A 23,848-nucleotide genomic window follows, 5' to 3' on the forward strand; every position below is an offset into this window, starting at 1 on the left:
GATCCCTCCGTGTCCGCGCCGGATCGGGCACGACGCGGGTGGCGTCAGTCTATCGGCGCGCGTCGGCGCCCCAGCCACGGGGATGAAGTGCGGTGAGCCACTGTATTAGTATCTGCGTATGAGTGCAGATAAGCAGAGATGTGGCTACACGCCCGACAGCTCGTTCATCGAACTGGCGGTGGAGGTGTTCGGGATGCTGGCCGACGCGACCCGCGTGCGCATCATCCTCGCCCTGCAGGACGCCGAGGAGCTCTCGGTGAACCACCTCGCCGACATCGTCGACAAGTCGCCGGCCGCGGTCTCGCAGCACCTCGCGAAGCTGCGCCTCGCGCGGATCGTCGCGACCAGGCAGGACGGCCAGCGGGTCTTCTACCGGCTCGAGAACGAGCACGCGTCAGAGCTCGTCGCCTCCGCCATCTTCCAGGCCGAGCACTCCCTCGGCGGCATCCCCCGTCACCACCACCAGGATCGAGCAGGCGCATGAGCGCCCACGACGACGCGCGCGGCAGCACCCGCGACCACGACCACGATCACACGCAGGCGCATGAGCACGGCCACAGTCATGATCGCCGCGACCATGAACACGGCCACGACCGCGGGCATGGTCACGATCACCCCCACGACCACGGGCATGGTCACGACTACTCCCACGAGCACCCGACCGGGTTCAAGGGGTTCCTGCACGCCCTGTTCGTGCCGCACTCGCACGACGCCGCCGACTCGATCGATGACGCGATGGAGGCCGACAGCGCCGGCATCCGCGCCCTGAAGATCAGCCTGGTGGTGCTGCTGGCGACCACCGTGCTGCAGGGCGTCGTCGTCGCGTTCAGCGGTTCGGTCGCGCTGCTGGCCGACACCATCCACAACTTCTCCGACGCGCTGACGGCCGTGCCGCTGTGGATCGCCTTCGTGCTCGGAAGCCGCGCGGCCTCGCGCCGGTACACCTACGGACTCGGTCGCGCAGAAGACCTCGCGGGCCTGTTCATCGTGCTCGTCGTCGCGCTCTCGGCGGTGCTCGCGGCGTGGCAGTCGATCGACCGGCTCATCAACCCCCAGCCGCTCAGCAACCTCGGCTGGGTGATCGCGGCCGGTGTCATCGGCTTCGCCGGCAACGAGGCGGTCGCGGTCTACCGCATCCGGGTCGGACGCCGCATCGGCTCCGCCGCCCTCGTCGCCGACGGCGTGCACGCCCGCACCGACGGCTTCACCTCGCTGGCGGTCGTGTTCGGCGGGATCGGCGTGCTGCTCGGCTTCCCGCTCGCCGACCCCATCGTGGGCCTCATCATCTCGGCCGCGATCTTCGTGCTGCTCATCGGAACCGTCCGCAGCATCGGCGCCCGGCTTCTCGACGGCGTCGAGCCGCACCTCATCGACCGGGTCGAGCACGCCCTCGAGCACGTCGGCGGGCTCACCGGCATCGAGCGCGTCCGGCTGCGCTGGGTGGGCCACCGGCTGCAGGGCGACGCGATCGTGACCGTCGATCCGCAGCATCCGGATGCCGCCGAGGCGGCCGATGCCGCCGAGCGCAGCGTGCGCGCGCATCTGCCCAACGTCGACGACTTCGTGATCGCGGTGCGCACCACGGGCAAGGCTGACCCTCTCTAAAAAATATCTCTCTTGCTTTTAGAACGTTCCGGGTGTCTGATGGAAGGAGCAGCATACGGGAGGTCGACATGACGATGACAGCGGTCCACGACGAAGACGCACTCGCACTCGAACCGCGAGCCCCGCAGCGGGTGCGCATCGAGGCGGCGCCCCGGCCGGTCGACCTCGTGGCGGCCGAGCACGCCGGGCGGCTGTTCCTCAAGGCGCTCGGCATCGATCCGGATGCCGCCGACACCCCTGATCTCGCCCGCACCCCGCGCCGGTTCGCCGAGGCCTTCGCCGAACTGCTCTCGCCCGAGCCGTTCGACTTCACCACGTTCGCCAACAGCGAGGGCTACGACGAGCTGGTGTTGATCCGTGACATCCCGGTGCGCTCGCTGTGCGAGCACCACCTGCTGCCGTTCACCGGCGTCGCGCACGTGGCCTACCTACCCGGTGACAGCGTCGTCGGGCTGTCGAAGATCCCCCGCATGGTCGATCACTACGCCCGACGCCCCCAGACCCAGGAGCGGCTGACCGTGCAGATCGCCGACGCGCTGGCGGCCCGCCTGCAGCCGCGCGGTATCGGCGTCGTCGTCGAGGCGGCACACAGCTGCATGACCCTGCGCGGCGCGCGCGCGACCGGCGCCATGACGACGACCTCGGCGCTGCGCGGCATCCTGCGCGACGACGCCCGCTCGCGCGCCGAGTTCTTCGCGCTCGCCGCCGACCGCACCCGCTGACCCGGTACCCACCAGCGTCCGCTCACCACTCGGGAAGGAAGACACGATGACCATCGCGATCGTCGGAGGCGGGCTGGCCGCCGCCACCGCAGCCACAGAACTGCGAGAGAAGGGGTACGACGGCGACGTCGTCATCTACTCCGCCGAGGACCACCTGCCGTACGAGCGGCCGCCGCTGTCGAAGGACGTGCTGCTCGGCGCCAAGCAGGTCGACGACGCCCGCGTGCACGACGAGGACTGGTACGCCGAGAACCGGGTGCGCCTCGAACGCGGTGTGAAGGTCATCTCGATCGACCCGGCCGCGCACACCCTGCGCACCGAGCCGGTCGGCGGCGGAGAGAGCACCGAGCACGACTACGAGAAGCTGCTGCTGGCCACGGGCGCAGAACCACGGCACTTCGACGTCGCCGACCGCGTCGCAGACCCCGTGTACCTGCGCACCGTCGAGGACAATGCCCGGCTGCTCGCAGCCCTCAAGCCCGGCGCGCACATCCTCATCGTCGGCGCCGGATGGATCGGCCTCGAGGTCGCCGCCGCGGCCCGCCATCACGGTGCCGAGGTCACCGTCTACGAGGTCGCCGACCTTCCCCTGGTCACCGTGCTCGGGCCAGAGATCGCCCGGCTGTTCGCCGACCTGCACCGCCACCACGGCGTCGACCTGCGCCTGGGCACGTCCGTCGACGAGGCCGCGCTCGCCGCCGCCGACACGGTGGTCGTCGGCATCGGCGCGATCCCCTCCACCGAGCTCGCCGAGCGGGCCGGCCTCGCCGTCGACCACGGCATCCTCGTGGATGAGACCCTGCGCACCTCCGACCCCGACATCTACGCCATCGGCGACGTCGCCTCGCAGCAGCATCCGGTGCTGGGCCGCCGCATCCGCGTCGAGCACTGGGACACCGCCATCGAGCAGGGCAAGGTCGCCGCGCACAACCTCGTCGGCGGCGACGAGCAGTACACCCACCTGCCGTACTTCTTCACCGATCAGTACGATCTCGGCATGGAGTACTTCGGCAGCGTCGGACCCGACGGGTACGACCACGTCGACATCGAGGGCGACACCGACATCGCCCACGGCGGGGCGTTCCGCGCGTACTGGGTGAAGGACGGCACGGTGCGCGCCGCCATGCACGCGAACGACTGGGACTCCTCGGATGCCGTCCGCGACAGCGTCGGGACGAGCCGGTGACCTCAGCCCCCGCAGCACCCGTGGCCGCCGCGTCGATGCTCCGTCGCATCGGCGCCCGCGAGTTCGACTTCTCGCGGCAGGTGGCGGTGATGGCGGTGATCAACCGCACACCCGACTCGTTCTACGACAAGGGCGCCACCTTCGCTCTCGATCGTGCGGTCGAGAGCGCGCTGCGCGCGGCCGATCAGGGGGCCGACTGGGTCGACATCGGCGGCGTGCCGTTCGGGCGCGGGCCCGCCGTGAGCACGGCCGACGAGATCGAGCGCGTGGTGCCGGTGGTGGCTGCCATCGCCCGCGCCCGCCCCGATCTCGTGATCTCGGTCGACACGAACAGCGCCGCGGTCGCCGAGCCCGCGATCGCCGCCGGCGCCGCGGTGATCAACGACACCAGCGGCCTGGGCGACCCGCGCATGGCCGAGGTGCTCGCCGCGAGCGAGGCGCACGTGGTCATCACCCACAGCGTCGGACCCCCGCGCGCCGAGAAGCCCGCCGCGCACTACGACGACGTCGTCGGCGAGGTGCGGCGGTTCCTGCTCGAGCGCATGGCGCGGGCCGAGGCCGCCGGCATCCCGCGCGAGCGGCTCATCGTCGACCCGGGCCACGATCTCGACAAGAACACCCTGCACACCCTCGAGCTCACCCGCCGCCTCGGCGAGATCGCCTCGATCGGCGCGCCGCTGCTCGTCGCGGTGTCGAACAAGGACTTCATCGGCGAGTCGATCGACCGGGCCCAGGGCGAGCGGCTCGCCGGGTCGCTCGCGGCCATGACCGCCTGCATCCTCGCCGGGGCGCGGATCGTGCGCATGCACGACATTCCCGCGACCGTCGACGCCGTGCGCATGACCGAGGCGATCCTGGGGATGCGCCGGCCGAGGCGCCTCGAGCACAACACCCACCCCACGAACAATGTGTGATCCCACCGACGATGTCTGACTCCACGATCGACCGCGTCTGGCCCGAGCCGGCCGACGACCTCGACGACGCCGCCCTGCTCGCCCAGACCGCGTTCCCCGCAGGGCGCGTGTGGCTGCGGGCCAACTTCGTAGCCAGCGTCGACGGCGCGGCGACCCGAGGCGGGCTCTCCGGTGGGCTCGGCGATGCCGCCGACAGGCGGCTGTTCGGCCTGCTGCGCCGCCCCGCCGACGTCGTGCTCGTCGGCGCGGGAACCCTGCGCGACGAACGGTACGAGGGCCTGCGGGTCGACGATGCGTCGGTCGCCTGGCGGAGGGATGCCGGGATGCCGCCGCATCCGGTGCTCGCGACCGTCAGTCGCGAGCTGGATCTCGACCCCGCCTCGGCGGTGTTCGCGGATGCTCCCGTGCGGCCCATCGTCTACACGGTCGCGTCCGCCCCCGCCGCGCGACGGACGGCGCTCGAGGAGGTCGCCGACGTCGTCGTCATCGGCGAGGAGGACGCCGACCCCGCCCGCCTGCGCGACGATCTGGCGGTGCGCGGGCTGCGCCGCATCCACTCCGAGGGCGGCCCGCACCTGTTCGGATCCCTGCTCGCGGCAGGCGCCGTCGACGCGCTGCACATCACGCTCGCCCCCACGGTCGAGCGAGGGCAGGCAGACCGGATCGCGCAGGGCGTCGCGGTGCCCACGCGGGCGCGGCTGGCGTCCGTGCTCCGCGCGGGCGACGAGCTGCTGCTGCACTATCTGCTCTGAGCCTCGTCCGAACCCTCGGCGGCATCGTCGTCGTCCTCGTCGTCTTCATCCGGTTCGAGCAGCTGCACGATCCGCTGCAGGTGCATTGCCGTGAGCACACCGGGGCCGGTCACGGCATCCGTGTCGATCGAGCGCCGGTGCACGGCGTGCAGCAGCTCCTGCACGGCATCCGTCGCCGCTTGGCGGTGGCGGGGCAGGTCGTCGTCGGCGGCGAGCAGCTCGGCTACCGCCCGGCACGCATCCGACAGCGGCTCGACGATCCCGGCATCCAGCGGCAGGCCCGAAGGTCGCTCGAGGATGCTGTCGCTCAGGCTGCCCGAGATGTCGCGGATCTGGTACGCCGTCTCGGCGAGCAGCTCCAGGCGCGCATGCTCCCGGCTCGTGTCGGTGTGCCGCAGCCAGGCGCGCGGGTTGCCGCGCCGGCTCTCATCGGCCTCGGCCAGCGCGCCGCGCAGCGTGCGGCTGGTCTCGGCGAGCGAGTGCGCGTCCTGCTCCCACACGCCGTGATCGGACGGTTCGGCGTCGGCCACGGCATCCGCGATGTCGTGCAGGTGCTCCGCCAGCCGGTGCTGGAACGCATCGATGCGCTCGACGGCCTCCGACACCAGCGGGGCGGGCGGGATCAGCAGGTTCACGCCCAGGCCCACCACGACGCCGATCGCCATCTGCAGCACGTAGCCGAGCGAGTAGTCCTCGGCATCGGTCCCGCCGATGATCAGCACGAACAGGGCCGCCATCGGGATGTACTCGCGGCCGATGCCGAACCAGCCGGTGCCCGAGATGAGGGTGCCGACGGCCACCGCGACGACCGTCGACCACAGGCTCGGGCCGACCGTGAGCACGACGACGGCTGCGATCCCCACGCCGACGGCGAGTCCGAGCAGGGTCTGCAGGCTCGATCGCACCGATGACATGAGCGTCGGGTACATGCTGACCAGTGCGCCCAGTGGCGCGTAGTACGAGTACCGGTCGGTCTCGCCGGGCAGCAGCGATCCGAGCAGCCACGCGATGCCGACGGCCGCCGCGGTCTTGACGGCGAACAGCAGTCGCCCGGGCAGCACCGCCGCGCGCAACGATCCGCCGACCGCGCGCAGCGCCCGCGCCGAACCGGCGCGCAACGCCGTCATCGTCCGTGTGCGGGACATCGTGCCCGCCCTTCATCTCGACCGACCCGCCTTCAGCAGACACCCCGCGGCGCCGAACGGTGAAGGGCCTTCCCCTGGGGCGAGTCGTTTGCGACAATCGGGGAAGCCGCGGCACCCGTGCGCCACCGGTTCGCCCTGTCATGCGGTCCCGCTGCGCGGACGACCCTGCGACAATGGAGATCCCCCGAGCGATCGACCCGAGGAGCGTTGCGTTGTCCAGGAGCGATGTGCGGTACATCTCCACCCGCGGCGGCATGGAGCCGCAGCCGTTCAGTGAGACCCTGCTCGAGGGGCTCGCCCCCGACGGCGGCCTCGCCGTGCCCGAGCAGCTGCCGCAGGTCGACCCCCAGACCCTCGAGCGCTGGCGCGCCCTGACGTACCCGCAGCTGGCCGCCGAGGTGATCGGTCTGTTCGCCACCGACATCGCTCGCGAGGACCTCGCGCGGATGACCGCCGACGCGTACGCGGACTTCCCCGACGAGGTCGTGCCGCTGCGCTCGATCGGCGACGGCATCACGCTCGTCGGGCTCTCCGAGGGCCCCACGCTCGCATTCAAGGACATGGCGATGCAGTTCCTCGGCCAGGCACTCGAGCACGTGCTCGAGCAGAAGGACCGGGTGCTGAACATCGTCGGCGCAACCTCGGGCGACACCGGCTCGGCGGCCGAGCACGCGCTGCGCGGCAAGGAGCGGGTGGCGGTGTTCATGCTGTCGCCGCAGGGCCGGATGAGCACCTTCCAGCGCGCGCAGATGTACTCGCTCGACGACGAGAACGTGCACAACATCGCCGTCGAGGGCGTGTTCGACGACTGCCAGAACCTCGTCAAGAAGCTCGCGGGCGACATCGACTTCAAGCGCGCCAACAACATCGGCGCCGTGAACTCGATCAACCTCGGACGCATCGCCGCGCAGGCGGTGTACTACTTCTGGGCCTGGCTGCGGGTGACCGACGCCGTCGAGCCCGAATACCGCGAGGGCTTCGAGGTCTCGTTCACGGTTCCCTCGGGCAACTTCGGCAACATCCTCTCGGGCTTCTACGCGAAGAGCGTGGGCGTGCCGATCCGCCGGCTCGTGCTGGCAGCCAACGAGAACAACGTGCTCGACGAGTTCTTCCGCACCGGCGTGTACCGTCCGCGCTCGGCATCCCACACGTTCGCGACCTCGAGCCCCTCGATGGACATCTCTAAGGCGTCGAACCTCGAGCGCTTCATCTTCGAGCTGCTCGGCCGTGACGCCGGCGGTGTCGTCGGGGCGTGGTCGCAGCTGGACGCGCAGAGCTTCTTCGACTTCTCGGCGCTGCAGCCGCGGTTCGAGGCCGAGTTCGGCATCGTCAGCGGCATGTCGACGCACACCGATCGCCTCGAGACCATCCGATCGGTGTACGAGGGGTCGGGCGAGATCATCGACCCGCACACCGCCGACGGCGTGAAGGTCGCGCGTGAGCACCTCGAGCAGGACGTGCCGATGCTCGTGCTCGAGACCGCGAAGCCGCAGAAGTTCGCCGAGACGATCGCCGAGGCGATCGGCGTCGAGCTGGAGTACTCGGACGAGGTGCGGCGGATGCTGGACGCCCCGCAGCACGTCACCGAGATGGCCGACGACGAGGCCGCGCTGCGCGCGTTCGTGCAGAAGCACGCGCTGCGCTGACTGTATCTGCGGGTGCCTGGCTGTTGTGCGCGGTCAGGCTGGGGGCAGAGCCCGCACCGCCGCGGCGAGCACCTGAGGGACCGTCGGCACGCCCTCGGATCGGAACACCTGCTCGCCGGCATCGTCGCGGATGATGACGGTCGGCGTCGCACGGATGTCGAGCGCCTCCGCGGCATCCGGGTCGCGTGCGACGTCGATCTCGACGACCGTCGCGTCGGGCAGGAACCGGACGGCGTCAGCCACGACGGCGCGCGTGCGCGCGCAGGCGCCGCAGAACGCGGACGTCACGAGCGTCAGTTCCATGTCGGATGCAACCGCCTGACCGTCTGTGCTGTTCCCGGTCCTGTGCTGTTCCGGCTCAGTCGTCCGGTTCGGCGCGCGGATGCAGCAGTCCCGACAGCGCGCCCAGCGCGGCGCCCGCGAGCGTGTCGACCACCCGCTCCAGGGCGAGCGCCGGATCGGCGGCGCCGCCGGTGGCGGCGCCGAGCAGCAGCAGCACGAGCGGCGTGATCAGCGCCAGCGCCAGGGCGTAGTGGCGCACCACCACCATCTCGATCGCGAACTGCAGCACGCCCAGTAGCAACGCCAGCCACAGCCCGGCCGGATGCAGCAGCACCAGCAGCGCGTACACGCCGGTGCCGACGACCGTTCCGAGCAGACGGTGCACGGCGCGCTGCATCGCCAGCCGCCGGGTCGCCGCGACGCCGATGACGGCGACCGCGGCGCCCACGATCCAGTAGCCGCGGCCGGGGTCGAGGATCGTGCCCAGCAGCGAGCCCAGTACCGCGACGATGACCACGCGCAGCACGAGCATCCGCGCATCGGCGTCCCATGCGGGGCCCGGCAGCAGTTCGCGCAGCGGCCGTGAGTGCTTCGCCCGCACGGCGGGCAGCACGAGCGCCGACACGGCGACCAGGTACGAGAAGAGGCAGCCGGCGGCGAGCGCGCCGAGGTGCACCACCGGGCTGAGCCCGGTCGCCGGGATCACGGTCGTCGTGACCCCGAATATCAGCACGAAGAAGAGCGGACCGGGAGGGCCGAGACGGAAGCCGAAGGCGAGAGCCGCGCTGACGACGGCGATCACGACCACGCCGATCGCCACCAGGAGCGGTGAATGCGCGACCGCTGCGCCGAGCGCCGCGCTGACGAGCAGCCCTGCGGCGACGAACGGCAGGATGCGGGCGCGCTCGACGATGGGGGAGGTGCCGGCGAACAGCACGGTGAACGCGCCGGAGGCGGCGATGTGGCCGAGCACGGGCTGGCCCGCCAGCGTCATCACCGCGATCGGCACCGAGATCCCGAGGCCCGCCTGCAGTCCGATCTGCCAGCGGGGGCCGCGCGACGGGCCGAAGGCGAACAGGCTCACGTATCCATTGTTCCGCAGGTGGGTCTGAGTCGACTGACGGCAACAGTGGTGATGTGCATACTGCACATCAATGGCTGACACTCGTGCTGAAAGCACATATCGACGGCAGGTTCACGTGACTACTGTTGCCACATCCGCCCCTCATCTTGAAGGAACCTCATGGCACGCATGTCACACACCGACGACTTCGCGCTCTCCCGGGTGACACCGGAAGCACGCAAGCCGTGGTTCGGAATCGCAGTGCAGCGATTCGGCCAGGTCTCCGCACTCTCGCAGTTCCTGCTCGGAGCCACGCTCGGCTACAGCATGACCTTCGGCGAGGCCGCCCTCGCCTTCCTGTTCGGCTCGCTCATCCTCGAGGTGATCATGTGCGTGGTCGGCTTCATCGGTCAGCGCGAGGGTCTGAACACCGCCCTTCTGGCACGCTGGACCGGCTTCGGAGAGATCGGCGCCTCGCTCGTCGGGCTCGCGATCGGCATCAGCCTGATCGGCTGGTTCGGCATCCAGTCGGCGATCTCGGCCCAGTCGCTCGACGTGCTCATGCCCGGCGCGCTGCCGGTCTGGGCGTGGAGCCTGATCTTCGGCCTCACGGTCACCGCGATCGTCGCGTTCGGATTCGTCGGGATGCAGTGGCTCGCGAACGTGACCGTGCCGCTGTTCCTCATCCTGGTCGGATGGTCGGTGATCAGCGAGCTCAGCCGCCACGATCTCGGCGAGCTGCTGACCAGCCCGGCCCCCGGACCCACCATGAGCGTCTGGGCCGGCACCGGCATCGTCGCCGGTGGCCTGATCGTCGGTGCGATCATCACCGGCGACATGACCCGGTTCAACCGCTCCCGCCGCGACGTGATCAAGCAGACGGTGGTCGGCGTCACCCTCGGTGAGTTCGTCATCGGTCTGGCCGGAGTGCTGCTCGCCCACGCGGCCGCCACCGGAGACATCGTCGCCATCGTGACGTCGTCGGTCGGGTTCATCGGCCTGTTCATCGTGCTCACCGGCACCCTGAAGATCAACGACTGGAACCTGTACTCCTCCACGCTCGGTCTGGTGAACTTCATCTCCACCGCGTTCGGCCGCAACCTGCACCGCGTCTCCACGACGATCGTGCTCGGCATCGTCGGATCGGTGCTCGCCGCCGTCGGCATCCTCGGTCAGTTCACCTCGTTCCTGATCGTGCTGAGCGTCGCCTTCCCGCCCATCGCCGGCATCATGGTCGCCGAGTACTACATCGTGCGACGCTGGCGCTCCGACCTCGATGCCACCCGTGACGCAGGCATCCTGCCCGCCACCGCACCGCGCATCGTGCCGGCGACCATCGTCGTCTGGCTCGTCTCGTCGCTGGTGGGCTACTTCGTCACCTGGGGCATCCCGTCACTGCTGAGCCTGTTCCTCTCGATGGCCCTCTACGTCATCGCGGGCAAGCTCGGCCTCGTCAAGGGCGTCGGCACCGCGCGCACGCGCCAGGCCGAGCCCGCACCCGCCGAGACCGCCGTCGCGTGACCGGCGCCCGGATCAGCTGAGACAGAAAGCGAGAATCATGCACATCGGCATCGACGTCGGAGGCACCAACACCGACGCCGTCCTCATGGACGCCACCCGGACCCTGGCCGGGGTCAAGCACTCCACCACGGCTGACGTGACGAGCGGCATCGTGCACGCGATCGAGGATCTGCGGGCGAACCACCCGTTCGAGGGCTCCGACATCGACGCCGTCATGATCGGCACCACGCACTTCATCAACGCGCTCGTGCAGGCCAGCCGCCTCGCGCCGACCGCCGCGCTGCGCCTGGGCCTGCCCGCCACGCGGGCACTGCCTCCGCTGGTCGACTGGCCCGAGGTGCTCGTCGAGGCCACCCGCGCGCGCAGCTACCTCGCGCACGGCGGGTACGAGTTCGACGGCCGGCCGATCTCGCCGCTCGACCCCGATGAGCTGCGCGCCCACGCCGAGGACATGAAGGCCAACGGCATCCGCTCGGTCGCGATCTCGTCGGTGTTCAGCCCGGTCAACCACGACCTCGAGATCCAGGCCGCCGAGATCGTCGGCTCGGTGCTCGGCCCGGACGTCGCGATCTCGCTCTCGCACGAGATCGGCCGCATCGGCCTGCTCGAGCGCGAGAACGCGACGATCATCAACGCGGCGCTGCGCGAACTCGCCTCCGAGATCGTCGACGGACTCACCTCCGCCGTCCGTGCGCAGGGCATCGAGGCGCCCATCTTCCTCAGCCAGAACGACGGCACGCTCATGGACGATGAGTACGTGCGCCGGTACCCGGTCGCGACCTTCGCATCCGGCCCAACCAACTCCATGCGCGGCGCGGCGGCCACCAGCGGGCTCCAGGACTGCGCGGTCATCGATGTCGGCGGCACCACCGCCGACATCGGGCTGCTCATCAACGGCTTCCCGCGCGAGACCGCCAACGAGGTGAAGGTCGCCGGCATCCGCACGAACTTCCGGATGCCCGACGTGCTCTCCCTCGGCATCGGCGGCGGCAGCATCGTCGACGAGGAGACGGCGGAGGTCGGCCCGGCATCCGTCGGCTACCGGCTCACGACCGAGGCGCTCGTCTTCGGCGGCAGCACCCTCACCGCCACCGACATCGCCGTGGCCGCAGGCCGGGCGGACGTCGGCGACCCCTCCCGGGTCGCACACCTCGACCCGGCGTTCGTCGCGCGCGTCCTCGACCGCATCGCCGAGCGCGTGGCCGAGGCGGTCGACCGGATGCGCACCTCACCCGAACCGATCGCGGTCGTCGCAGTGGGCGGCGGCTCGATCCTGCTGCCCGACGAGCTGCCCGTCTTCGGCACCGTGCACCGCCCCGAGAACTACGCGGTCGCCAACGCCATCGGCGCCTCGATCGCTCAGGTGGGCGGTGAGATCGACAAGGTGTACGCCATCGAGCCGGGCCGCCGTGACGAGACCATCGCCGAGGTGCGCGCCGAGGCCGTCGACAAGGCGATCGCCGCGGGCGCCAAGCCCTCGACCGTGTCGATCATCGACTTCGACGAGGTGCCGATCCCATACCTCCCGGGCAACGCCACACGCATCCGCGCCAAGGCGGTCGGCGACCTCGACATGGGGGTGTGAGATGGCCTGGACCATCACCACCGATCACATCGACGGTCTCGCCCGCGGCGCGGCGGTGCTCGGCACGGGCGGTGGCGGCGACCCCTACATCGGCGCGCTGCTGGCCCGCCAGGCTCTCTCCGAACGCGACGTCACGGTCGTGAGTCTCGATGAGGTGCCCGACGACGCCCTCGTGCTGTTCGTCGCGATGATGGGCGCCCCGACTGTCATGGTCGAGAAGCTGCCGAGCCTCGCCGAGGTCATCGAGCCGGTGCGTGCGCTGGGCGTGCACCTCGGCCGGCCGATCACCCACATCGCCTGCGCCGAGGTCGGCGGGGTCAACTCCACGATCCCGATCGCCGCTGCAGCGGCCCTCGACCTGCCGCTGCTCGACGCCGACGGGATGGGCCGGGCGTTCCCCGAGCTGCAGATGGTGCTGCCCACGCTGTACGACATCACCGCCTCTCCGCTCGCCTTCAGCGACGAGAAGGGGAACACCGGTGTGCTGCAGACCGTCGACAACTCCTGGACCGAGCGCATCGCACGGGTCGCCTGCGTCGAGATGGGGTGCTCGGTCATGATCTCCGGGTTCCCCATGTCGGGCACCGCGGCACGCGAGTCGCTCGTCTCGGGCTCGCTGTCGCGCTGCATCGAGATCGGCCGGCAGATCGCCGGCGCCCGTGACGGCAAGAGTGACCCGGTCGCCGCGGCAGTCGAGCTGCTCGGCGGGCGCGAGCTCTTCGACGGCAAGGTCGTCGACGTGCAGCGCGCCACTACGACCGGGTTCGCCCGCGGCCAGGCCCGAATCGACGGCGAGGGCGGCGCCTCGATCATCCTGCACTTCCAGAACGAACACCTCGTCGCCGAGCAGGACGGCGAGACCCTGGCCACCACGCCCGACCTCATCATGGTGCTCGAGGCGGAATCGGGTGAGCCGATCACCACCGAGGGGCTGCGGTACGGGCAGCGGGTGCGCGTCATCGCCGCCCCGGCCGACGAGCGCTGGCACTCCGCCGAGGCGCTCGCCATGGTAGGGCCCGGGTACTTCGGCTACGACATCCCCGCCCGCCGTTTCGACGGCACGATCTCCACCGGCATCCCCGCGGAGGTGATGGCATGAGCTGGCAGCTGACCGCAGCCGACCTGCCCGATCTGGCCCGCGGCGCGACGCTGCTGGGAACCGGCGGTGGCGGCGATCCCTACATCGGCAAGATGCTCGTCGAGCGCGTGCTCGGCGAGGGATCGATCACCATCCTCGACCCGGATGAGATCGCCGACGACCTGTTCGTCATCCCCACCGCGCAGATGGGCGCGCCGACCGTGATGGTCGAGAAGATCCCCGCCGGGACCGAGCCTTCGCTCGCGCTGCGCACCCTCGAGGAGCACCTCGGCCGCACAGCCGACGCGACCATGCCGATCGAGTGCGGCGGCATCAACTCGATGATCCCGCTGGTCGTCGCCGCAGAGACCGGTCTGCCGGTCGTGGACGCCGACGGCATGGGTCGCGCCTTCCCCGAACTGTCGATGGAGACCTTCGCCGTCTACGGCGTGCACGGCTCGCCGCTGGCACTCGCGGGGGAGCGCGGCGAGCAGGTCATCATCGACACCGGTGACGACGACCGCCAGATGGAGTGGCTGGCCCGCGGCATCACCATCCGGCTCGGCGGAGTCGGGCACATCGCCGAATACTCCATGACCGGTGCCGACGTGCGGCGCACGGCCGTGCCGCGCACCATCTCGATGGCCCTCGCCCTGGGGCGCGCCATCCGGATCGCCCGCGAAGAGCACCGCTCGCCGTTCGACGCGATCGCCGAGGTGCTCTCCACCACGCTCTACTCGCACGTACGCGAGCTGTGCGTCGGCAAGGTGATCGACGTCGAGCGGCGCACCACCGACGGCTTCGCGAAGGGACGGGCGGTCATCGCCCCGCTCGGTGCGGAGGCGGACGACCTCTTCGAGATCCTGTTCCAGAACGAGAACCTCATCGCCCGCCGCGACGGGCGCCTGGTGGCGATCGTGCCCGACCTGATCTGCGTCGTCGACCACGAGAGTGCCGAGCCCATCACCACCGAGGGACTGCGTTACGGTCAGCGGGTGCGCGTGCTGGGCATCTCGACCCCCGACATGATGCGCACCGCCGGCGCGCTCGCCGCATTCGGGCCGTCGGCCTTCGGCCTCGACGAGGGCTTCGTCCCGGTGGAGAAGCTCAACGCCCAGTGAGACGCGCGGTGCGATGGGTCCCCGCCCGCGAGAGATCGCGGGTGGGACCTAGTCTTGACCCATGGTGAGCCGGCTGCAGCGTGAGGACCTGACCGCGCTGGCGCGCGGCTACGCGCTGCTCGGAGCAGGCGGGGGCGGGGCGACGACCATGCTCGAGCTGATGCTCGCGGGCTCATCCGACTGGCCGATCGGCATCTCGGCGCTCGACGACGTGGATCCTGCGACGCCGTGCCTCGGTGTGGCGTTCGTCGGGTCCACCATGCTCCTGGGAGAGCGGATGCCGGGCGAGAACTCGTTCGGGCCGCTCATCGACGCCGTCGAGCGCTGGCTCGGCCACCCCGTGCCGGCGGTGTGCTCGCTGGAGGGCGGCGGCATGAACGGACTCGCCCCGCTCACTCTCGCGGGCTCGCGGACGATCGTGGATGCCGACTGCACGGGCCGGGCCGTACCGGGCCTGGATCAGATGTCGCTGTTCGTCGACCGCGTCCCCGGACTCGTGCTCGCGTGCGATACCGGTGCGGGCGGTGTGGCGGTGGTCGAGCCGGTGCGCGCTGTCGACGGCGAGCGCGTGGTCCGCGCTGCGATCATCCAGGCGGGCGGCGTCGGCGGCACGGTGCTGGCGGGTTTCACCGTCGGTGACCTGCGCGAGCATGCGATCGCCGGGCATCTCGCCCGGGCGCTCGAGCTGGGACGCGCGTACGTCTCGGCATCCGCTGGGCCGATCCGCGAGCTCGCCGACGCGCTCGGTGCCGACCTGATCGCACAGGGACGCATCGTCTCGGTCGTGCCGCATGAGGCCGACCCGCATGTCAGCGGTGTCGAGATCGCCGGCGCAGACGGCGCCGTGCACCGGGTGATCACCCGCTCCGAGACCCTGGCCGTGCTCACCGACGGGGTCGTGGTCGCTGCCGTGCCGGCGGTCATCGTCGTCATCGACGCCATCTCGCGGGAGGTGCTCGAGGTGACCGACCTGTCCCTCGCACGCACCGTCGTCGTCCTGTCGATCCCGGCGCCCGCGTGGTGGAGTGCCGTCCGCGGTCGTGTCGAGCATGTCCGTCCGTCTGCGTACGGACTGACCGGGCTGGACGTCGCATGAGTGACGGACTGCGACTGGCATCCCTGCTGTCCCAACCCGAGAACGGCGGCCTCGCGCTCGTCGCCGGCCCCGCGGACGCCGCTGTGGACGGCGTCGTCGTCGAAAACGCTGACGCCGACCTCCCGGCTCTCGGCGCGGGCAGGCTGGCGATCCTCACCTCCGGCATCCCGGTCGCGACCTGGCAGCAGGATGCTCTGCTGCGCCGTGTACGCGACCGCGGGTACACCGCCCTGGCGCTGCCCGGTGCCGCCGGCATCGACGCGGGCGCCCGCAGGCTCTCCGACCGGATCGGGCTGAGCCTGCTCGACGTCGCCCGCCCGGTGCAGCTCGCGAAGACGTGCTGGATGCTCATCGAGGCGCGCGATGCGCTCACGCTGAGCCAGGTGCGAAAGGTCGCCCAGTCGTTCGAGTACTCGGCCGTCGACCTCGCCGACCTGCTGCGGCACATCTCCGCGAACCTCAGCCGCGGGGTCGCGCTGATCGACCGCACCGGGGTTCTGCTCGAGGCCGGTGGGGAGCTCGGCGACGAACTGCATGCCGTCATCGGCTTCGATTCGTGGATCGACGTCGCACGCGCGGGTGACGCGTCTGCGGCATCCGTTCGCGTCGACACGCCGGGACGCACCGGGCTGCGACTCGCGATCTTCGGCGACGGACTCGGCGAGGCGCAGCTGCAGTCGCTGACCGTGGCGGCCGAGATCGCGATGCCGGCCATCGCCGCCCGCATCCTGATCGACGAGGTCGCAGCCATCAACGACGTCGCCGTCTCGTCGGCGCTGCTGCGGGATTTCGTCGACCTGCACGGTGCGCCGGACGATGACGTCGACCGCCGGATGGCTGAACGCGGGTGGCGCACGCAGGGTCACCACCTCGGTTTCCGGCTCGTCGCGCGCGGCCGGCTCGACCCCTTCTCGCTGCTGCGATCGCTGCGGCCCGGCCTCGGCTCGATCGATGCGGAGGCCCACGCCACCACCGCCGGACGCGGCGTGAGCGGCTGGCTCACCTTCGCCGAGCCGCCGGGGCCCGAGCGGGTCGAGCGTGCGGTCACGGCGCTTCGTGAACTGCACGTCGCCGCGATGCGGGATTTCCCCGTCGCCACCGGCGTCGGCTCGTTGCAACAGGGACCCGTCGGACTCGCGGCCACAGTCGACGAAGCCGGTGACGCCGCCCGCATCGCCTCGGCGCGCTCGGCGACAGGCTGGTTCGTGCGCGTGGACAGTCTCGGGTTGGAGCAGCTGCTGCTCGCCTGGACAGACAACGACACCTTCGTGCCGGCCGCCGAGTCACTGCTCGCCCCACTGGGTGAAGGCGGGGGAGAATTGCTGACCACCCTTGCCGCCTATCTCGACCACGAGTCGGGGATCGCAGCGACTGCGGCCGCCCTCGGCCTGCACCGCAACACCGTCACCGTCCGCATCCATCGCGTGCAGGAGCTGCTGGGCATCGACATGACCGACCCCGAGGCCCGGCTCGCGCTGCACCTGGCCTGCCGGGCCGTGCGGATCGGCTGAGCCGATCCGCACGGCGGTGACCAGGCGGGTGCGAGCCGGTCTGGTCGATACGAGTCAGTCGCCCTTCACGTTGACGATCTGACGCAGCGTGTGCCTGATCGTCACCAGGTCGGCGGCATCCGCCATCACGGTGTCGATCGGCTTGTAGGCCTGCGCGTTCTCGCTGCGCCGCTCAGCGCTTCTTGGGAGCTTTCGCGGGCATGGCTGACACGTGCGCGTGCGCGCGGGTGGTCCACTCGGCGGCATCCGCGCCGGAGGGGATGCTGAGATAGCCGCCCATCGGACGCTCGGCGGGCCCGAAGGGCCCGGCCCCGAGCGCCGTCAGCTCCGCGGCATCCGGCTCCGAGAGCTTCACTCCGATGTCGGCGCCGAACAGCCCGGCGAACATGTTGCCGTTCACGAAGGCGCCCAGCTGGCCGAACATGGGTTTGATCTCGGCGGCCCCGCTCTCGGTCAGTGCGGCCACCGCGTCGCGGAAGCGCTGCTTGTCGTCATCCGTCGCCTTGGGCATCTGCATGGATGCATTCTCAGCCCGCGGTGGCGCCGGCCGCAACGCCGATGCCGGTGAGGGCGAACTGGTCGTGCAGGGCGGCGAGGGCCTCTGCAGGGGAGAGGGCGGAGGTCAGGACCTTCACCCCGAGACCTTCGGCGGTGCCGAGCAGGGCGGTGGCGCGGACGGATGCCGCGGCGTCGTCGACGCCGGTCGCCGCAGCGAGCAGCGACGCCAGCCAGCCACGCAGCTCGATGTCACCTGCGGCCAGCCCCGCGACCAGGTCGTCGCGGCCGGTGGCGTATGCCTGGAACTCGAGGCTGATCCGCCCGTCATGCCGCTCCTCCTCGGAGCGGGGGATGAAGTTCTCGAGCACCGCGCGAAGCGCCGCACCCGGTGCCGGGTTCTCGCCGAGGGCACCGACGGCGGCGCGGATGCGGTCTTCATATCGAGCGCCGGCCGTCTGCATGGCGAACGTCATCAGCTCTTCTTTGGAGGCGAAGTAGTGCTGCACCATGCCGGCGGTGACGCCGGCCTCTGCGGCCACATGCCGCAGGCTCACCGCCCCGAGGCCATCCCGCACGATCACGCGGAACAGGGCGTCGGTGATGAGCTCGCGGCGCTCTGCGTGGTCGACGATCCGGGGCATGGCGCCATCGTTTCACATTGCAGTCGTATTGACAACCGGCTCGCCGATCTATAAATTACAACTGCAATGAAACGAGAGGATCGCCATGACGCAGACCGCAGCGCGTGACGCCGAGCCGCGTCGCCTCGGTCCGGACCTTCGCGGCGCGGATCGGCTGCGCCACGGCATCCGGCGGGGAACCGCGATGGAAGCCGCCGGCTGGCGCAGCATCGGCCGTGCGATCAGCGGCCGACCCCGCGTTCCGCGCGGTGCGTCGGGGTTCACCTACGACCGGCCGGTGCGCACGATCCTCATCGTCTTCCTCGTGCTCTCGGCCGTCGAGATCCCGATCATCGATCTGCTGGTGCATGGCATCCCGTGGCTGCGCTGGCCGCTGATGGCGCTAGGCGTGTGGGGAGTCCTGACCATGCTCGGGATGCTGCTCGGCTACCTCACCCGGCCGCACGCGGTCGGGCCCGACGGCATCCGGGTGCGTCATGGCGGCGAGGTCGACATCGACCTGCCCTGGGACGTGATCGCCTCGGTGCAGCGGCGCCGCCACTCGCTGAGCGGTGCGCCGCAGCTGAGCCTGACCGGTTCGGGCGACGAACAGGCGCTGAACCATGTGATCCAGGATCATGCCGAGATCGAGATCACCCTCGAGCAGCCGACCCTGCTGCAGCTGCCGCAGGGGGATGTCACCGTCTCGACGGTGCGCATCTCGGTCGACGATCCCGCCGGGTTCCTGGACGCCGTGCGCACGCACATCCCGTGACCGGCAGTGGTGTCGCCGGACCTGAGCCGAGGGCTGGGGTGAGCACTACTCGCGGTCGAGGCCGAAGGTGCGTTTCACGAGGGCCTGAACATCGCGGTCGATTCCCTCGATGCGGGTGTTCACCGCATCGAACCGGGCATTCATCTCGGTGCGCAACCCGCCGATCTGTCCGTTCATCTCGGTGCGCAGCCCGCCGATCTCCGCGCGCAGAACCCGCACGAAAAGGGTGGAGACGACGGTCAGCATCCCGAACATGAGCGCGCAGAAAGCGCCGATCATCGTCCAGATCTGTGCATCGTTCATGAATCCCACTCCCTCATCGTCGCATTGATGGCGCGGAATGTGCAGAGCGAGTCCGACACCGAATCAGGTTCCGTCTCACCCCGCGGGGTTGTGCATGAACTCGAGGCGGATGCCGTTGTCGTCCTCCACGAACGACGCGTAGTACCTCTCGGTGAACCGCGGATACTCCTTCGGCTCGCGCACCGCGACCCACCCTGCCGTCAGCGCGATGTCGTGCAGCCGCTCGACCTCTTCGCGGGAATCGACCGCGAACGCCAGATGCTGCCATCCCACCCGTCCGTGCACGTGCGGGCCGGTGCCGGGCTCGCGCGCCGGGTACAGCAGCAGCTCGGGCTGCCCGGACTGTCGCCAGTACGCGTGGTCGGGCGCGTCGTACGCCCGCCGGTACCCGAGCGCTTCGAGCACGGGATTCAGCTGCGCGGACGCGCGGGGAACGTCATCGACGGTGATGCCGAGATGATCGAGAAGAGCCATCCCCACAGTGTGCCGGATGCCGCGGACATCGAGCGTCGCGGCATCCGGCGTGCAGGCTGCGCGTGCTCAGGCGTTGACCACCACCATCCAGGCGATGCCGAAGCGGTCGACGAGCATGCCGAACTCACCGCCCCACGGAGCAGGCGCCAGGGGTATCGTCGCGGTACCGCCGTCGAGCAGGCCCCGCCAGATCGCCCGAAGGCGATCGCCGTCGTCGCCGCTGACCGACACAGAGATGCCCTGCGGTTCGCGGTACTCCATGTGCGACGGGGTGTCCGAGGCCATGAGCACCATGCCGTCTTCGGTGGTGATCGAGCCGTGCATCACGAGTTCGCTCTCGTTCGGTTCGTAGCCCATCTCGGGCATCGAGCCGAACGTCATGATCTGCAGGTCACCGCCGAGCACCTGATGGTAGTGCTCGAGCGCCGCACGGGCGTTGTCGCGGAAGGAGAGGTACGGGTTCAGGGTGGTCATGAGTCGCCTTTCGGGCGGAAGCGGAGCTTCCGGCGACGACAAGTCTTCGCCGCCCCACAGACATGCGCAATGCCTCTCAGCGCGCGTGGCACCGCGGCGCCCGCGCGATCACGCTGACGCGTCGCGCGGCGGGTTGTGCATGAACTCGAGGCGGATGCCGCTGTCGTCCTCGACGAACGACGCGTAGTAGCGCCCATTGAACCGCGGAAACAGCTTCGGCTCGCGGACGGCGCTCCAGCCGGCATCCATCGCGATGCCGTGCAGCCGGTCGACCTCCTCGCGCGAATCGACGGCGAACGCGAGGTGCTGCCAGCCGACCTCGCCGTGCCGGTGCGGAACGTCGTCGGCCTCGTCGCGGATGCCGAAGAGGATCACCTCGCTCTCATCTCCGTTGTCCCACGCGATGCCGCCTTCGTCTTCGGATCCGATCGTGTAGCCGAGGGCCGTGAGCACGGGGTCGAACTGCGCCCGGCCCCGCTCGAGGTCGCGAACGGTGATGCCGATGTGATCGAGAAGAGCCATCGCCACAGTCTGCCGCAGGGAGACGGATGCCGAAAGCCGGACCGTGCGGGTCAGTGCGGGGCGTGGTACTCGGTCTCGCCGCGCTTCCAGTAGCCCTTCACGACGGCCTTCGCCACGTCGACACCCCAGCGTGCCAGCAGCGCCCGGCCGGGCTTGACGATCGACTGCTCGGCGGCGATGAAGCAGAACGGGTCGTCGCCCACGGCATCCGCCTCGCCGAGGCCGTCCAGGAAAGTGATCAGTGCCGAACCCGCCGGGGCGTCGCCGCGGTGCAGCCATTCCACCTCGACGGGAGCGTCGATGGCGACCTCGTGCTCGGCCGAGAGCACCTCGATCACGATGCGTGCCGGCGTGCCCTCGGGGATCAGCGTCGCGAAGCGGCGGATCGCCGGGATCGCCGTCTCGTCACCCGCAAGAAGCCACGCCCCGGGGGCGCCGGTGATCACGGCCGAGCCGCGCGGGCCGCCGACGCCCACGAACGAACCCAGGGGAGCGGATGCCGCCCACGGCGCACCCACACCCTCATCGCCGTGCACCGCGAACTCGACGTCGAGCCAGTCCTCGCCCCACGCCAGCGGGGTGTACTCGCGGCTCGGCGCCGCGCGCAGCTCTTCGACCGACGATGTCGGGGCGGCGGCGAAGAACAGCCGCATGTGGTCATCCGAGCCGCGCGAATCGAAGCCCGCGAGGTCGGCTCCCTGCAGCCGGACGCGCACATAACCCGGCGCGAGCCACTCGCGCGAGGCGAGGCTGACGGAGCGGAAACGCAGCTCCAGACCCTGGCGTTCGATCGAGAAACCGGATTTCACTTCGCTCATAAAGTAAGGCTAACCTAATTTCTGTCGGCGGACGGATCCGCCCCCGGCGCTCTGCGTGACTCGCGCAACCCACGAAGAAGAGGAGACTCTCCATGTCCGTGCCCAGAATCCTCGGCGGAACCGCTGCCGGCCTCGCCAGCATCCTCGCGCTCGCCGGCTGTGCCACCCAGCCCGCGGCCGAAGCGGAGGAGAAGCCCGCGGCGACCACCGTCACCGTCGAGGACAACCACGGCACGCACGAGGTGCCCCTGGACGCGGCGTCCGTCGTCGCGACCGACAACCGCACCTTCCAGACCCTCGCCGACTGGGGCATCGAGCTCAGCGCCGCCGCCCGCGCGCTGATGCCGGCGACCAACCCGTACCGGGACGACGAGTCGATCATCGACCTCGGCAACCACAACGAGCCCGACCTCGAGGCCGTCGTCGCAGCCGAGCCCGACCTGATCATCAACGGCCAGCGCTTCGCCCAGTACTACACCGACCTCACCGCCCTTGCCCCCGACGCCGCCATCATCGAGCTCGACCCCCGCGAGGGCGAGCCCTTCGACGCCGAGCTCAAGCGCCAGGTCACCGTGCTCGGCGAGATCTTCGGCAAGCAGGACGAGGCGCAGAAGCTCGTCGACGACTTCGACGCGGCCGTCGAGCGCGCCAAGGCGGCCTACGACCAGGCCGACACGGTCATGGCCGTGAGCACCTCCGGCGGCGAGATCGGCTATCTCGCCCCGACCGTCGGCCGCACCCTCGGCCCGATCTTCGACCTGCTCGAGCTGACCCCCGCACTCGAGGTCGCTGACGCGACCGACGACCACCAGGGCGACGACATCTCGGTCGAGGCGATCGCCAAGTCGAACCCGTCGTGGATCCTCGTGATGGACCGGGATGCCGCCATCGCCGCCGACGACCCGAGCTACGTGCAGGCCGCCGAGATCCTCGTCTCGTCCGAGGCGCTCGCCGCCGTCGACGCGATCAAGAACGAGCAGCTGGTCTACATGCCCGCCGACACGTACACGAACGAGAGCATCCAGACGTACACGAAGTTCCTCAACGACTTCGCCGACGCCCTCGAGGACGCGAAGAACTGACCGCCCGGCGGCGGCATCCGAACCCGGATGCCGCCGCCGCCTCGACCCCGCACCGGACGTCATGACCGTCACCGCACCCGCCTCGCCGCCCCGCGCTCGCGCAGGGCGGCTGTTCGACGTCAGGCTGCTCATCGGCATTCTGGTCGTCGCAGCCCTGCTCATCGCCTCGCTGTTCACCGGCGTCTACGACGTCACCGGCGCCCCCGACGGGGGCCAGATGTTCCAGATCACCCGCATCCCGCGCACCCTCGCGCTCGTGCTCGCCGGCGCCTCCATGGCGATGGCGGGCCTGGTGATGCAGCTGCTCACGCAGAACCGCTTCGTCGAACCCACCACGACCGGCACGACCGAATGGGCCGGGCTCGGCCTGCTCGCGGTGATGGTGCTGGTGCCGCAGGCGTCGATCCCGCTGCGCATGACCGCCGCGGTGATCGCCGCATTCATCGGCACGATGATCTTCTTCCTCTTCCTGCGCCGGGTCTCGCTGCGCTCCTCGCTGATCGTCCCCATCATCGGGATCATGCTCGGCGCGGTCGTCAGCGCCGTCTCGACCTACTTCGCGCTCGCCACCAACATGCTGCAGAGCCTGGGCGTGTGGTTCGCCGGCAGCTTCACCTCGGTGCTGCGCGGCCAGTACGAGATGCTCTGGATCGTCGCGATCGCCGGGGTGGTGATCTTCATCGTCGCCGACCGGCTCACCGTCGCAGGCCTCGGTGAGGAGATCGCCACGAACATCGGCGTGAACTACAACCGCGTGGTGCTGCTGGGAACGGCGCTGATCGCCGTCGTCACGGGGGTCGTGACGGTCGTCGTCGGCAACCTGCCCTTCCTCGGGCTGATCGTGCCGAACATCGTCTCGATGGTCCGCGGCGACGACCTGCGCAGCAACCTGCCGTGGGTGTGCCTGCTGGGTATCGCGATCGTCACGGCGTGCGACCTGATCGGACGGACCATCATCATGCCCTTCGAGGTGCCCGTCTCGCTCATCCTCGGCGTGGTCGGCGCCGTCGTGTTCGTCGCCCTTCTGCTCAGGCAGCGTCGCCGTGCTTAAGGCG

26 protein-coding genes and 1 pseudogene are annotated in these 23,848 nt (G+C 70.2%); 16 read left to right on the plus strand and 11 right to left on the minus strand.

Annotated features, from left to right (window positions below; translation table 11 throughout):
• The first annotated feature begins 118 nt into the window (after positions 1-118).
• The 6 genes from H7694_RS02205 to H7694_RS02230 all read left to right on the plus strand — a co-directional run bounded on the left by H7694_RS02205 (position 119) and on the right by H7694_RS02230 (position 5,179).
• On the plus strand, positions 119-484 hold the full coding sequence (locus H7694_RS02205; protein WP_193597931.1) for an ArsR/SmtB family transcription factor: 366 nt from the start codon (positions 119-121) through the stop codon (positions 482-484).
• Positions 481-1,605, plus strand: a complete 1,125-nt coding sequence (locus H7694_RS02210; RefSeq protein WP_193597932.1) for a cation diffusion facilitator family transporter — start codon at positions 481-483, stop codon at positions 1,603-1,605. Before H7694_RS02205 ends, H7694_RS02210 begins: the two co-directional genes overlap by 4 nt.
• A gap of 74 nt (positions 1,606-1,679) precedes the next feature.
• Positions 1,680-2,327 (plus strand): GTP cyclohydrolase I, encoded by a 648-nt coding sequence (folE, locus tag H7694_RS02215; protein WP_319805275.1) that lies wholly within the window; start codon positions 1,680-1,682, stop codon positions 2,325-2,327.
• A gap of 46 nt (positions 2,328-2,373) precedes the next feature.
• Positions 2,374-3,513, plus strand: a complete 1,140-nt coding sequence (locus H7694_RS02220; protein ID WP_193597934.1) for an NAD(P)/FAD-dependent oxidoreductase — start codon at positions 2,374-2,376, stop codon at positions 3,511-3,513.
• Between the two features lie 35 nt (positions 3,514-3,548).
• The gene (folP, locus tag H7694_RS02225) at positions 3,549-4,427 is read left to right on the plus strand and encodes a dihydropteroate synthase (protein ID WP_193599032.1); all 879 of its coding nucleotides are present in this window, start codon (positions 3,549-3,551) and stop codon (positions 4,425-4,427) included.
• Positions 4,428-4,438: 11 nt separating this feature from the next.
• Entirely contained in the window at positions 4,439-5,179 is a 741-nt protein-coding gene (locus H7694_RS02230) for a dihydrofolate reductase family protein (RefSeq protein ID WP_193597935.1), read from the plus strand.
• Here H7694_RS02230 and H7694_RS02235 read toward each other — a convergent pair.
• Positions 5,167-6,324, minus strand: a complete 1,158-nt coding sequence (locus H7694_RS02235) for an FUSC family protein (protein WP_227468246.1) — start codon at positions 6,322-6,324, stop codon at positions 5,167-5,169. The two genes, H7694_RS02230 and H7694_RS02235, sit on opposite strands and share 13 nt — an antisense overlap.
• 227 nt (positions 6,325-6,551) lie before the next feature.
• On the opposite strand from H7694_RS02235, the gene thrC reads away from it, so the two are divergent.
• Positions 6,552-7,970: a threonine synthase gene (gene thrC / locus H7694_RS02240; protein ID WP_193599034.1), complete on the plus strand. Its 1,419-nt coding sequence runs from the start codon at positions 6,552-6,554 to the stop codon at positions 7,968-7,970.
• Between the two features lie 33 nt (positions 7,971-8,003).
• On the opposite strand, the gene H7694_RS02245 is transcribed toward thrC, so the two are convergent.
• Together H7694_RS02245 and H7694_RS02250 are read right to left on the minus strand one after the other, a co-directional pair.
• Positions 8,004-8,273, minus strand: coding sequence for a thioredoxin domain-containing protein (locus H7694_RS02245; RefSeq protein WP_193597936.1), 270 nt, complete (start codon positions 8,271-8,273; stop codon positions 8,004-8,006).
• Positions 8,274-8,328: 55 nt separating this feature from the next.
• Entirely contained in the window at positions 8,329-9,336 is a 1,008-nt protein-coding gene (locus H7694_RS02250; protein ID WP_193597937.1) for an FUSC family protein, read from the minus strand.
• Between the two features lie 159 nt (positions 9,337-9,495).
• Here H7694_RS02250 and H7694_RS02255 point away from each other — a divergent pair, with 159 nt between their 5' ends.
• From H7694_RS02255 to H7694_RS02280, 6 genes are all read left to right on the plus strand, one after another.
• Complete coding sequence (locus H7694_RS02255; protein WP_193597938.1) at positions 9,496-10,836, plus strand: purine-cytosine permease family protein; 1,341 nt, start codon at positions 9,496-9,498, stop codon at positions 10,834-10,836.
• Between the two features lie 37 nt (positions 10,837-10,873).
• Positions 10,874-12,421: a hydantoinase/oxoprolinase N-terminal domain-containing protein gene (locus H7694_RS02260; RefSeq protein WP_193597939.1), complete on the plus strand. Its 1,548-nt coding sequence runs from the start codon at positions 10,874-10,876 to the stop codon at positions 12,419-12,421.
• 1 nt (position 12,422) lies between these two features.
• Positions 12,423-13,520, plus strand: coding sequence for a DUF917 domain-containing protein (locus H7694_RS02265; RefSeq protein ID WP_193597940.1), 1,098 nt, complete (start codon positions 12,423-12,425; stop codon positions 13,518-13,520).
• Positions 13,517-14,620 carry a DUF917 domain-containing protein gene (locus H7694_RS02270; protein WP_193597941.1) on the plus strand — a complete coding sequence of 368 codons (1,104 nt, stop codon included), beginning with the start codon at positions 13,517-13,519 and terminating at the stop codon, positions 14,618-14,620. Before H7694_RS02265 ends, H7694_RS02270 begins: the two co-directional genes overlap by 4 nt.
• Positions 14,621-14,681: 61 nt before the next feature.
• A complete protein-coding gene (locus H7694_RS02275; RefSeq protein ID WP_193597942.1) occupies positions 14,682-15,716 on the plus strand; it encodes a DUF917 family protein in 1,035 nt (344 codons plus the stop codon).
• A complete protein-coding gene (locus H7694_RS02280) occupies positions 15,713-17,227 on the plus strand; it encodes a PucR family transcriptional regulator (protein ID WP_193597943.1) in 1,515 nt (504 codons plus the stop codon). Before H7694_RS02275 ends, H7694_RS02280 begins: the two co-directional genes overlap by 4 nt.
• A gap of 54 nt (positions 17,228-17,281) precedes the next feature.
• Here H7694_RS02280 and H7694_RS17850 read toward each other — a convergent pair.
• The 3 genes and pseudogenes from H7694_RS17850 to H7694_RS02295 all read right to left on the minus strand — a co-directional run.
• A pseudogene (locus H7694_RS17850) lies at positions 17,282-17,389 on the minus strand (RtcB family protein); the annotation flags it as partial.
• 10 nt (positions 17,390-17,399) lie between these two features.
• The gene (locus H7694_RS02290; protein WP_193597944.1) at positions 17,400-17,744 is read right to left on the minus strand and encodes a TfoX/Sxy family protein; all 345 of its coding nucleotides are present in this window, start codon (positions 17,742-17,744) and stop codon (positions 17,400-17,402) included.
• 10 nt (positions 17,745-17,754) lie between these two features.
• A complete protein-coding gene (locus tag H7694_RS02295; protein WP_193597945.1) occupies positions 17,755-18,366 on the minus strand; it encodes a TetR/AcrR family transcriptional regulator in 612 nt (203 codons plus the stop codon).
• 85 nt (positions 18,367-18,451) lie between these two features.
• Here H7694_RS02295 and H7694_RS02300 point away from each other — a divergent pair, with 85 nt between their 5' ends.
• A complete protein-coding gene (locus tag H7694_RS02300) occupies positions 18,452-19,120 on the plus strand; it encodes a hypothetical protein (protein ID WP_193597946.1) in 669 nt (222 codons plus the stop codon).
• 45 nt (positions 19,121-19,165) lie between these two features.
• On the opposite strand, the gene H7694_RS02305 is transcribed toward H7694_RS02300, so the two are convergent.
• From H7694_RS02305 to H7694_RS02325, 5 genes are all read right to left on the minus strand, one after another.
• Complete coding sequence (locus H7694_RS02305) at positions 19,166-19,423, minus strand: hypothetical protein (protein ID WP_227468247.1); 258 nt, start codon at positions 19,421-19,423, stop codon at positions 19,166-19,168.
• Positions 19,424-19,498: 75 nt separating this feature from the next.
• Positions 19,499-19,897: a VOC family protein gene (locus H7694_RS02310; protein ID WP_193597948.1), complete on the minus strand. Its 399-nt coding sequence runs from the start codon at positions 19,895-19,897 to the stop codon at positions 19,499-19,501.
• Between the two features lie 66 nt (positions 19,898-19,963).
• Positions 19,964-20,371 (minus strand): VOC family protein, encoded by a 408-nt coding sequence (locus H7694_RS02315; protein WP_193597949.1) that lies wholly within the window; start codon positions 20,369-20,371, stop codon positions 19,964-19,966.
• A gap of 108 nt (positions 20,372-20,479) precedes the next feature.
• Entirely contained in the window at positions 20,480-20,893 is a 414-nt protein-coding gene (locus H7694_RS02320) for a VOC family protein (RefSeq protein WP_193597950.1), read from the minus strand.
• A gap of 50 nt (positions 20,894-20,943) precedes the next feature.
• Complete coding sequence (locus tag H7694_RS02325) at positions 20,944-21,711, minus strand: siderophore-interacting protein (protein WP_193597951.1); 768 nt, start codon at positions 21,709-21,711, stop codon at positions 20,944-20,946.
• A 92-nt stretch (positions 21,712-21,803) separates the two neighbouring features.
• Here H7694_RS02325 and H7694_RS02330 point away from each other — a divergent pair, with 92 nt between their 5' ends.
• Both H7694_RS02330 and H7694_RS02335 read left to right on the plus strand, forming a co-directional pair.
• Positions 21,804-22,793, plus strand: a complete 990-nt coding sequence (locus tag H7694_RS02330) for a siderophore ABC transporter substrate-binding protein (RefSeq protein WP_193597952.1) — start codon at positions 21,804-21,806, stop codon at positions 22,791-22,793.
• 61 nt (positions 22,794-22,854) lie between these two features.
• Positions 22,855-23,844, plus strand: coding sequence for an ABC transporter permease (locus H7694_RS02335; protein WP_193597953.1), 990 nt, complete (start codon positions 22,855-22,857; stop codon positions 23,842-23,844).
• The last annotated feature ends 4 nt before the right edge of the window (positions 23,845-23,848 follow it).

Origin of the sequence: Microbacterium sp. YJN-G (genome assembly GCF_015040615.1) — a bacterium.
Taxonomy (GTDB): Bacteria; Actinomycetota; Actinomycetes; order Actinomycetales; family Microbacteriaceae; genus Microbacterium.

Bases quoted from the DNA above. Each gene is read 5' to 3' on its own strand.
- H7694_RS02205 (WP_193597931.1), top strand. From the start codon at position 119: ATGAGTGCAGATAAGCAGAGATGTGGCTACACGCCCGACAGCTCGTTC.
- H7694_RS02210 (WP_193597932.1), top strand. From the start codon at position 481: ATGAGCGCCCACGACGACGCGCGCGGCAGCACCCGCGACCACGACCAC.
- folE (WP_319805275.1), top strand. From the start codon at position 1,680: ATGACAGCGGTCCACGACGAAGACGCACTCGCACTCGAACCGCGAGCC.
- H7694_RS02220 (WP_193597934.1), top strand. From the start codon at position 2,374: ATGACCATCGCGATCGTCGGAGGCGGGCTGGCCGCCGCCACCGCAGCC.
- folP (WP_193599032.1), top strand. From the start codon at position 3,549: ATGCTCCGTCGCATCGGCGCCCGCGAGTTCGACTTCTCGCGGCAGGTG.
- H7694_RS02230 (WP_193597935.1), top strand. From the start codon at position 4,439: ATGTCTGACTCCACGATCGACCGCGTCTGGCCCGAGCCGGCCGACGAC.
- H7694_RS02235 (WP_227468246.1), bottom strand. From the start codon at position 6,324: ATGTCCCGCACACGGACGATGACGGCGTTGCGCGCCGGTTCGGCGCGG.
- H7694_RS02245 (WP_193597936.1), bottom strand. From the start codon at position 8,273: ATGGAACTGACGCTCGTGACGTCCGCGTTCTGCGGCGCCTGCGCGCGC.
- H7694_RS02255 (WP_193597938.1), top strand. From the start codon at position 9,496: ATGGCACGCATGTCACACACCGACGACTTCGCGCTCTCCCGGGTGACA.
- H7694_RS02260 (WP_193597939.1), top strand. From the start codon at position 10,874: ATGCACATCGGCATCGACGTCGGAGGCACCAACACCGACGCCGTCCTC.
- H7694_RS02265 (WP_193597940.1), top strand. From the start codon at position 12,423: ATGGCCTGGACCATCACCACCGATCACATCGACGGTCTCGCCCGCGGC.
- H7694_RS02270 (WP_193597941.1), top strand. From the start codon at position 13,517: ATGAGCTGGCAGCTGACCGCAGCCGACCTGCCCGATCTGGCCCGCGGC.
- H7694_RS02275 (WP_193597942.1), top strand. From the start codon at position 14,682: ATGGTGAGCCGGCTGCAGCGTGAGGACCTGACCGCGCTGGCGCGCGGC.
- H7694_RS02280 (WP_193597943.1), top strand. From the start codon at position 15,713: ATGAGTGACGGACTGCGACTGGCATCCCTGCTGTCCCAACCCGAGAAC.
- H7694_RS02290 (WP_193597944.1), bottom strand. From the start codon at position 17,744: ATGCAGATGCCCAAGGCGACGGATGACGACAAGCAGCGCTTCCGCGAC.
- H7694_RS02295 (WP_193597945.1), bottom strand. From the start codon at position 18,366: ATGCCCCGGATCGTCGACCACGCAGAGCGCCGCGAGCTCATCACCGAC.
- H7694_RS02300 (WP_193597946.1), top strand. From the start codon at position 18,452: ATGACGCAGACCGCAGCGCGTGACGCCGAGCCGCGTCGCCTCGGTCCG.
- H7694_RS02305 (WP_227468247.1), bottom strand. From the start codon at position 19,423: ATGAACGATGCACAGATCTGGACGATGATCGGCGCTTTCTGCGCGCTC.
- H7694_RS02310 (WP_193597948.1), bottom strand. From the start codon at position 19,897: ATGGCTCTTCTCGATCATCTCGGCATCACCGTCGATGACGTTCCCCGC.
- H7694_RS02315 (WP_193597949.1), bottom strand. From the start codon at position 20,371: ATGACCACCCTGAACCCGTACCTCTCCTTCCGCGACAACGCCCGTGCG.
- H7694_RS02320 (WP_193597950.1), bottom strand. From the start codon at position 20,893: ATGGCTCTTCTCGATCACATCGGCATCACCGTTCGCGACCTCGAGCGG.
- H7694_RS02325 (WP_193597951.1), bottom strand. From the start codon at position 21,711: ATGAGCGAAGTGAAATCCGGTTTCTCGATCGAACGCCAGGGTCTGGAG.
- H7694_RS02330 (WP_193597952.1), top strand. From the start codon at position 21,804: ATGTCCGTGCCCAGAATCCTCGGCGGAACCGCTGCCGGCCTCGCCAGC.
- H7694_RS02335 (WP_193597953.1), top strand. From the start codon at position 22,855: ATGACCGTCACCGCACCCGCCTCGCCGCCCCGCGCTCGCGCAGGGCGG.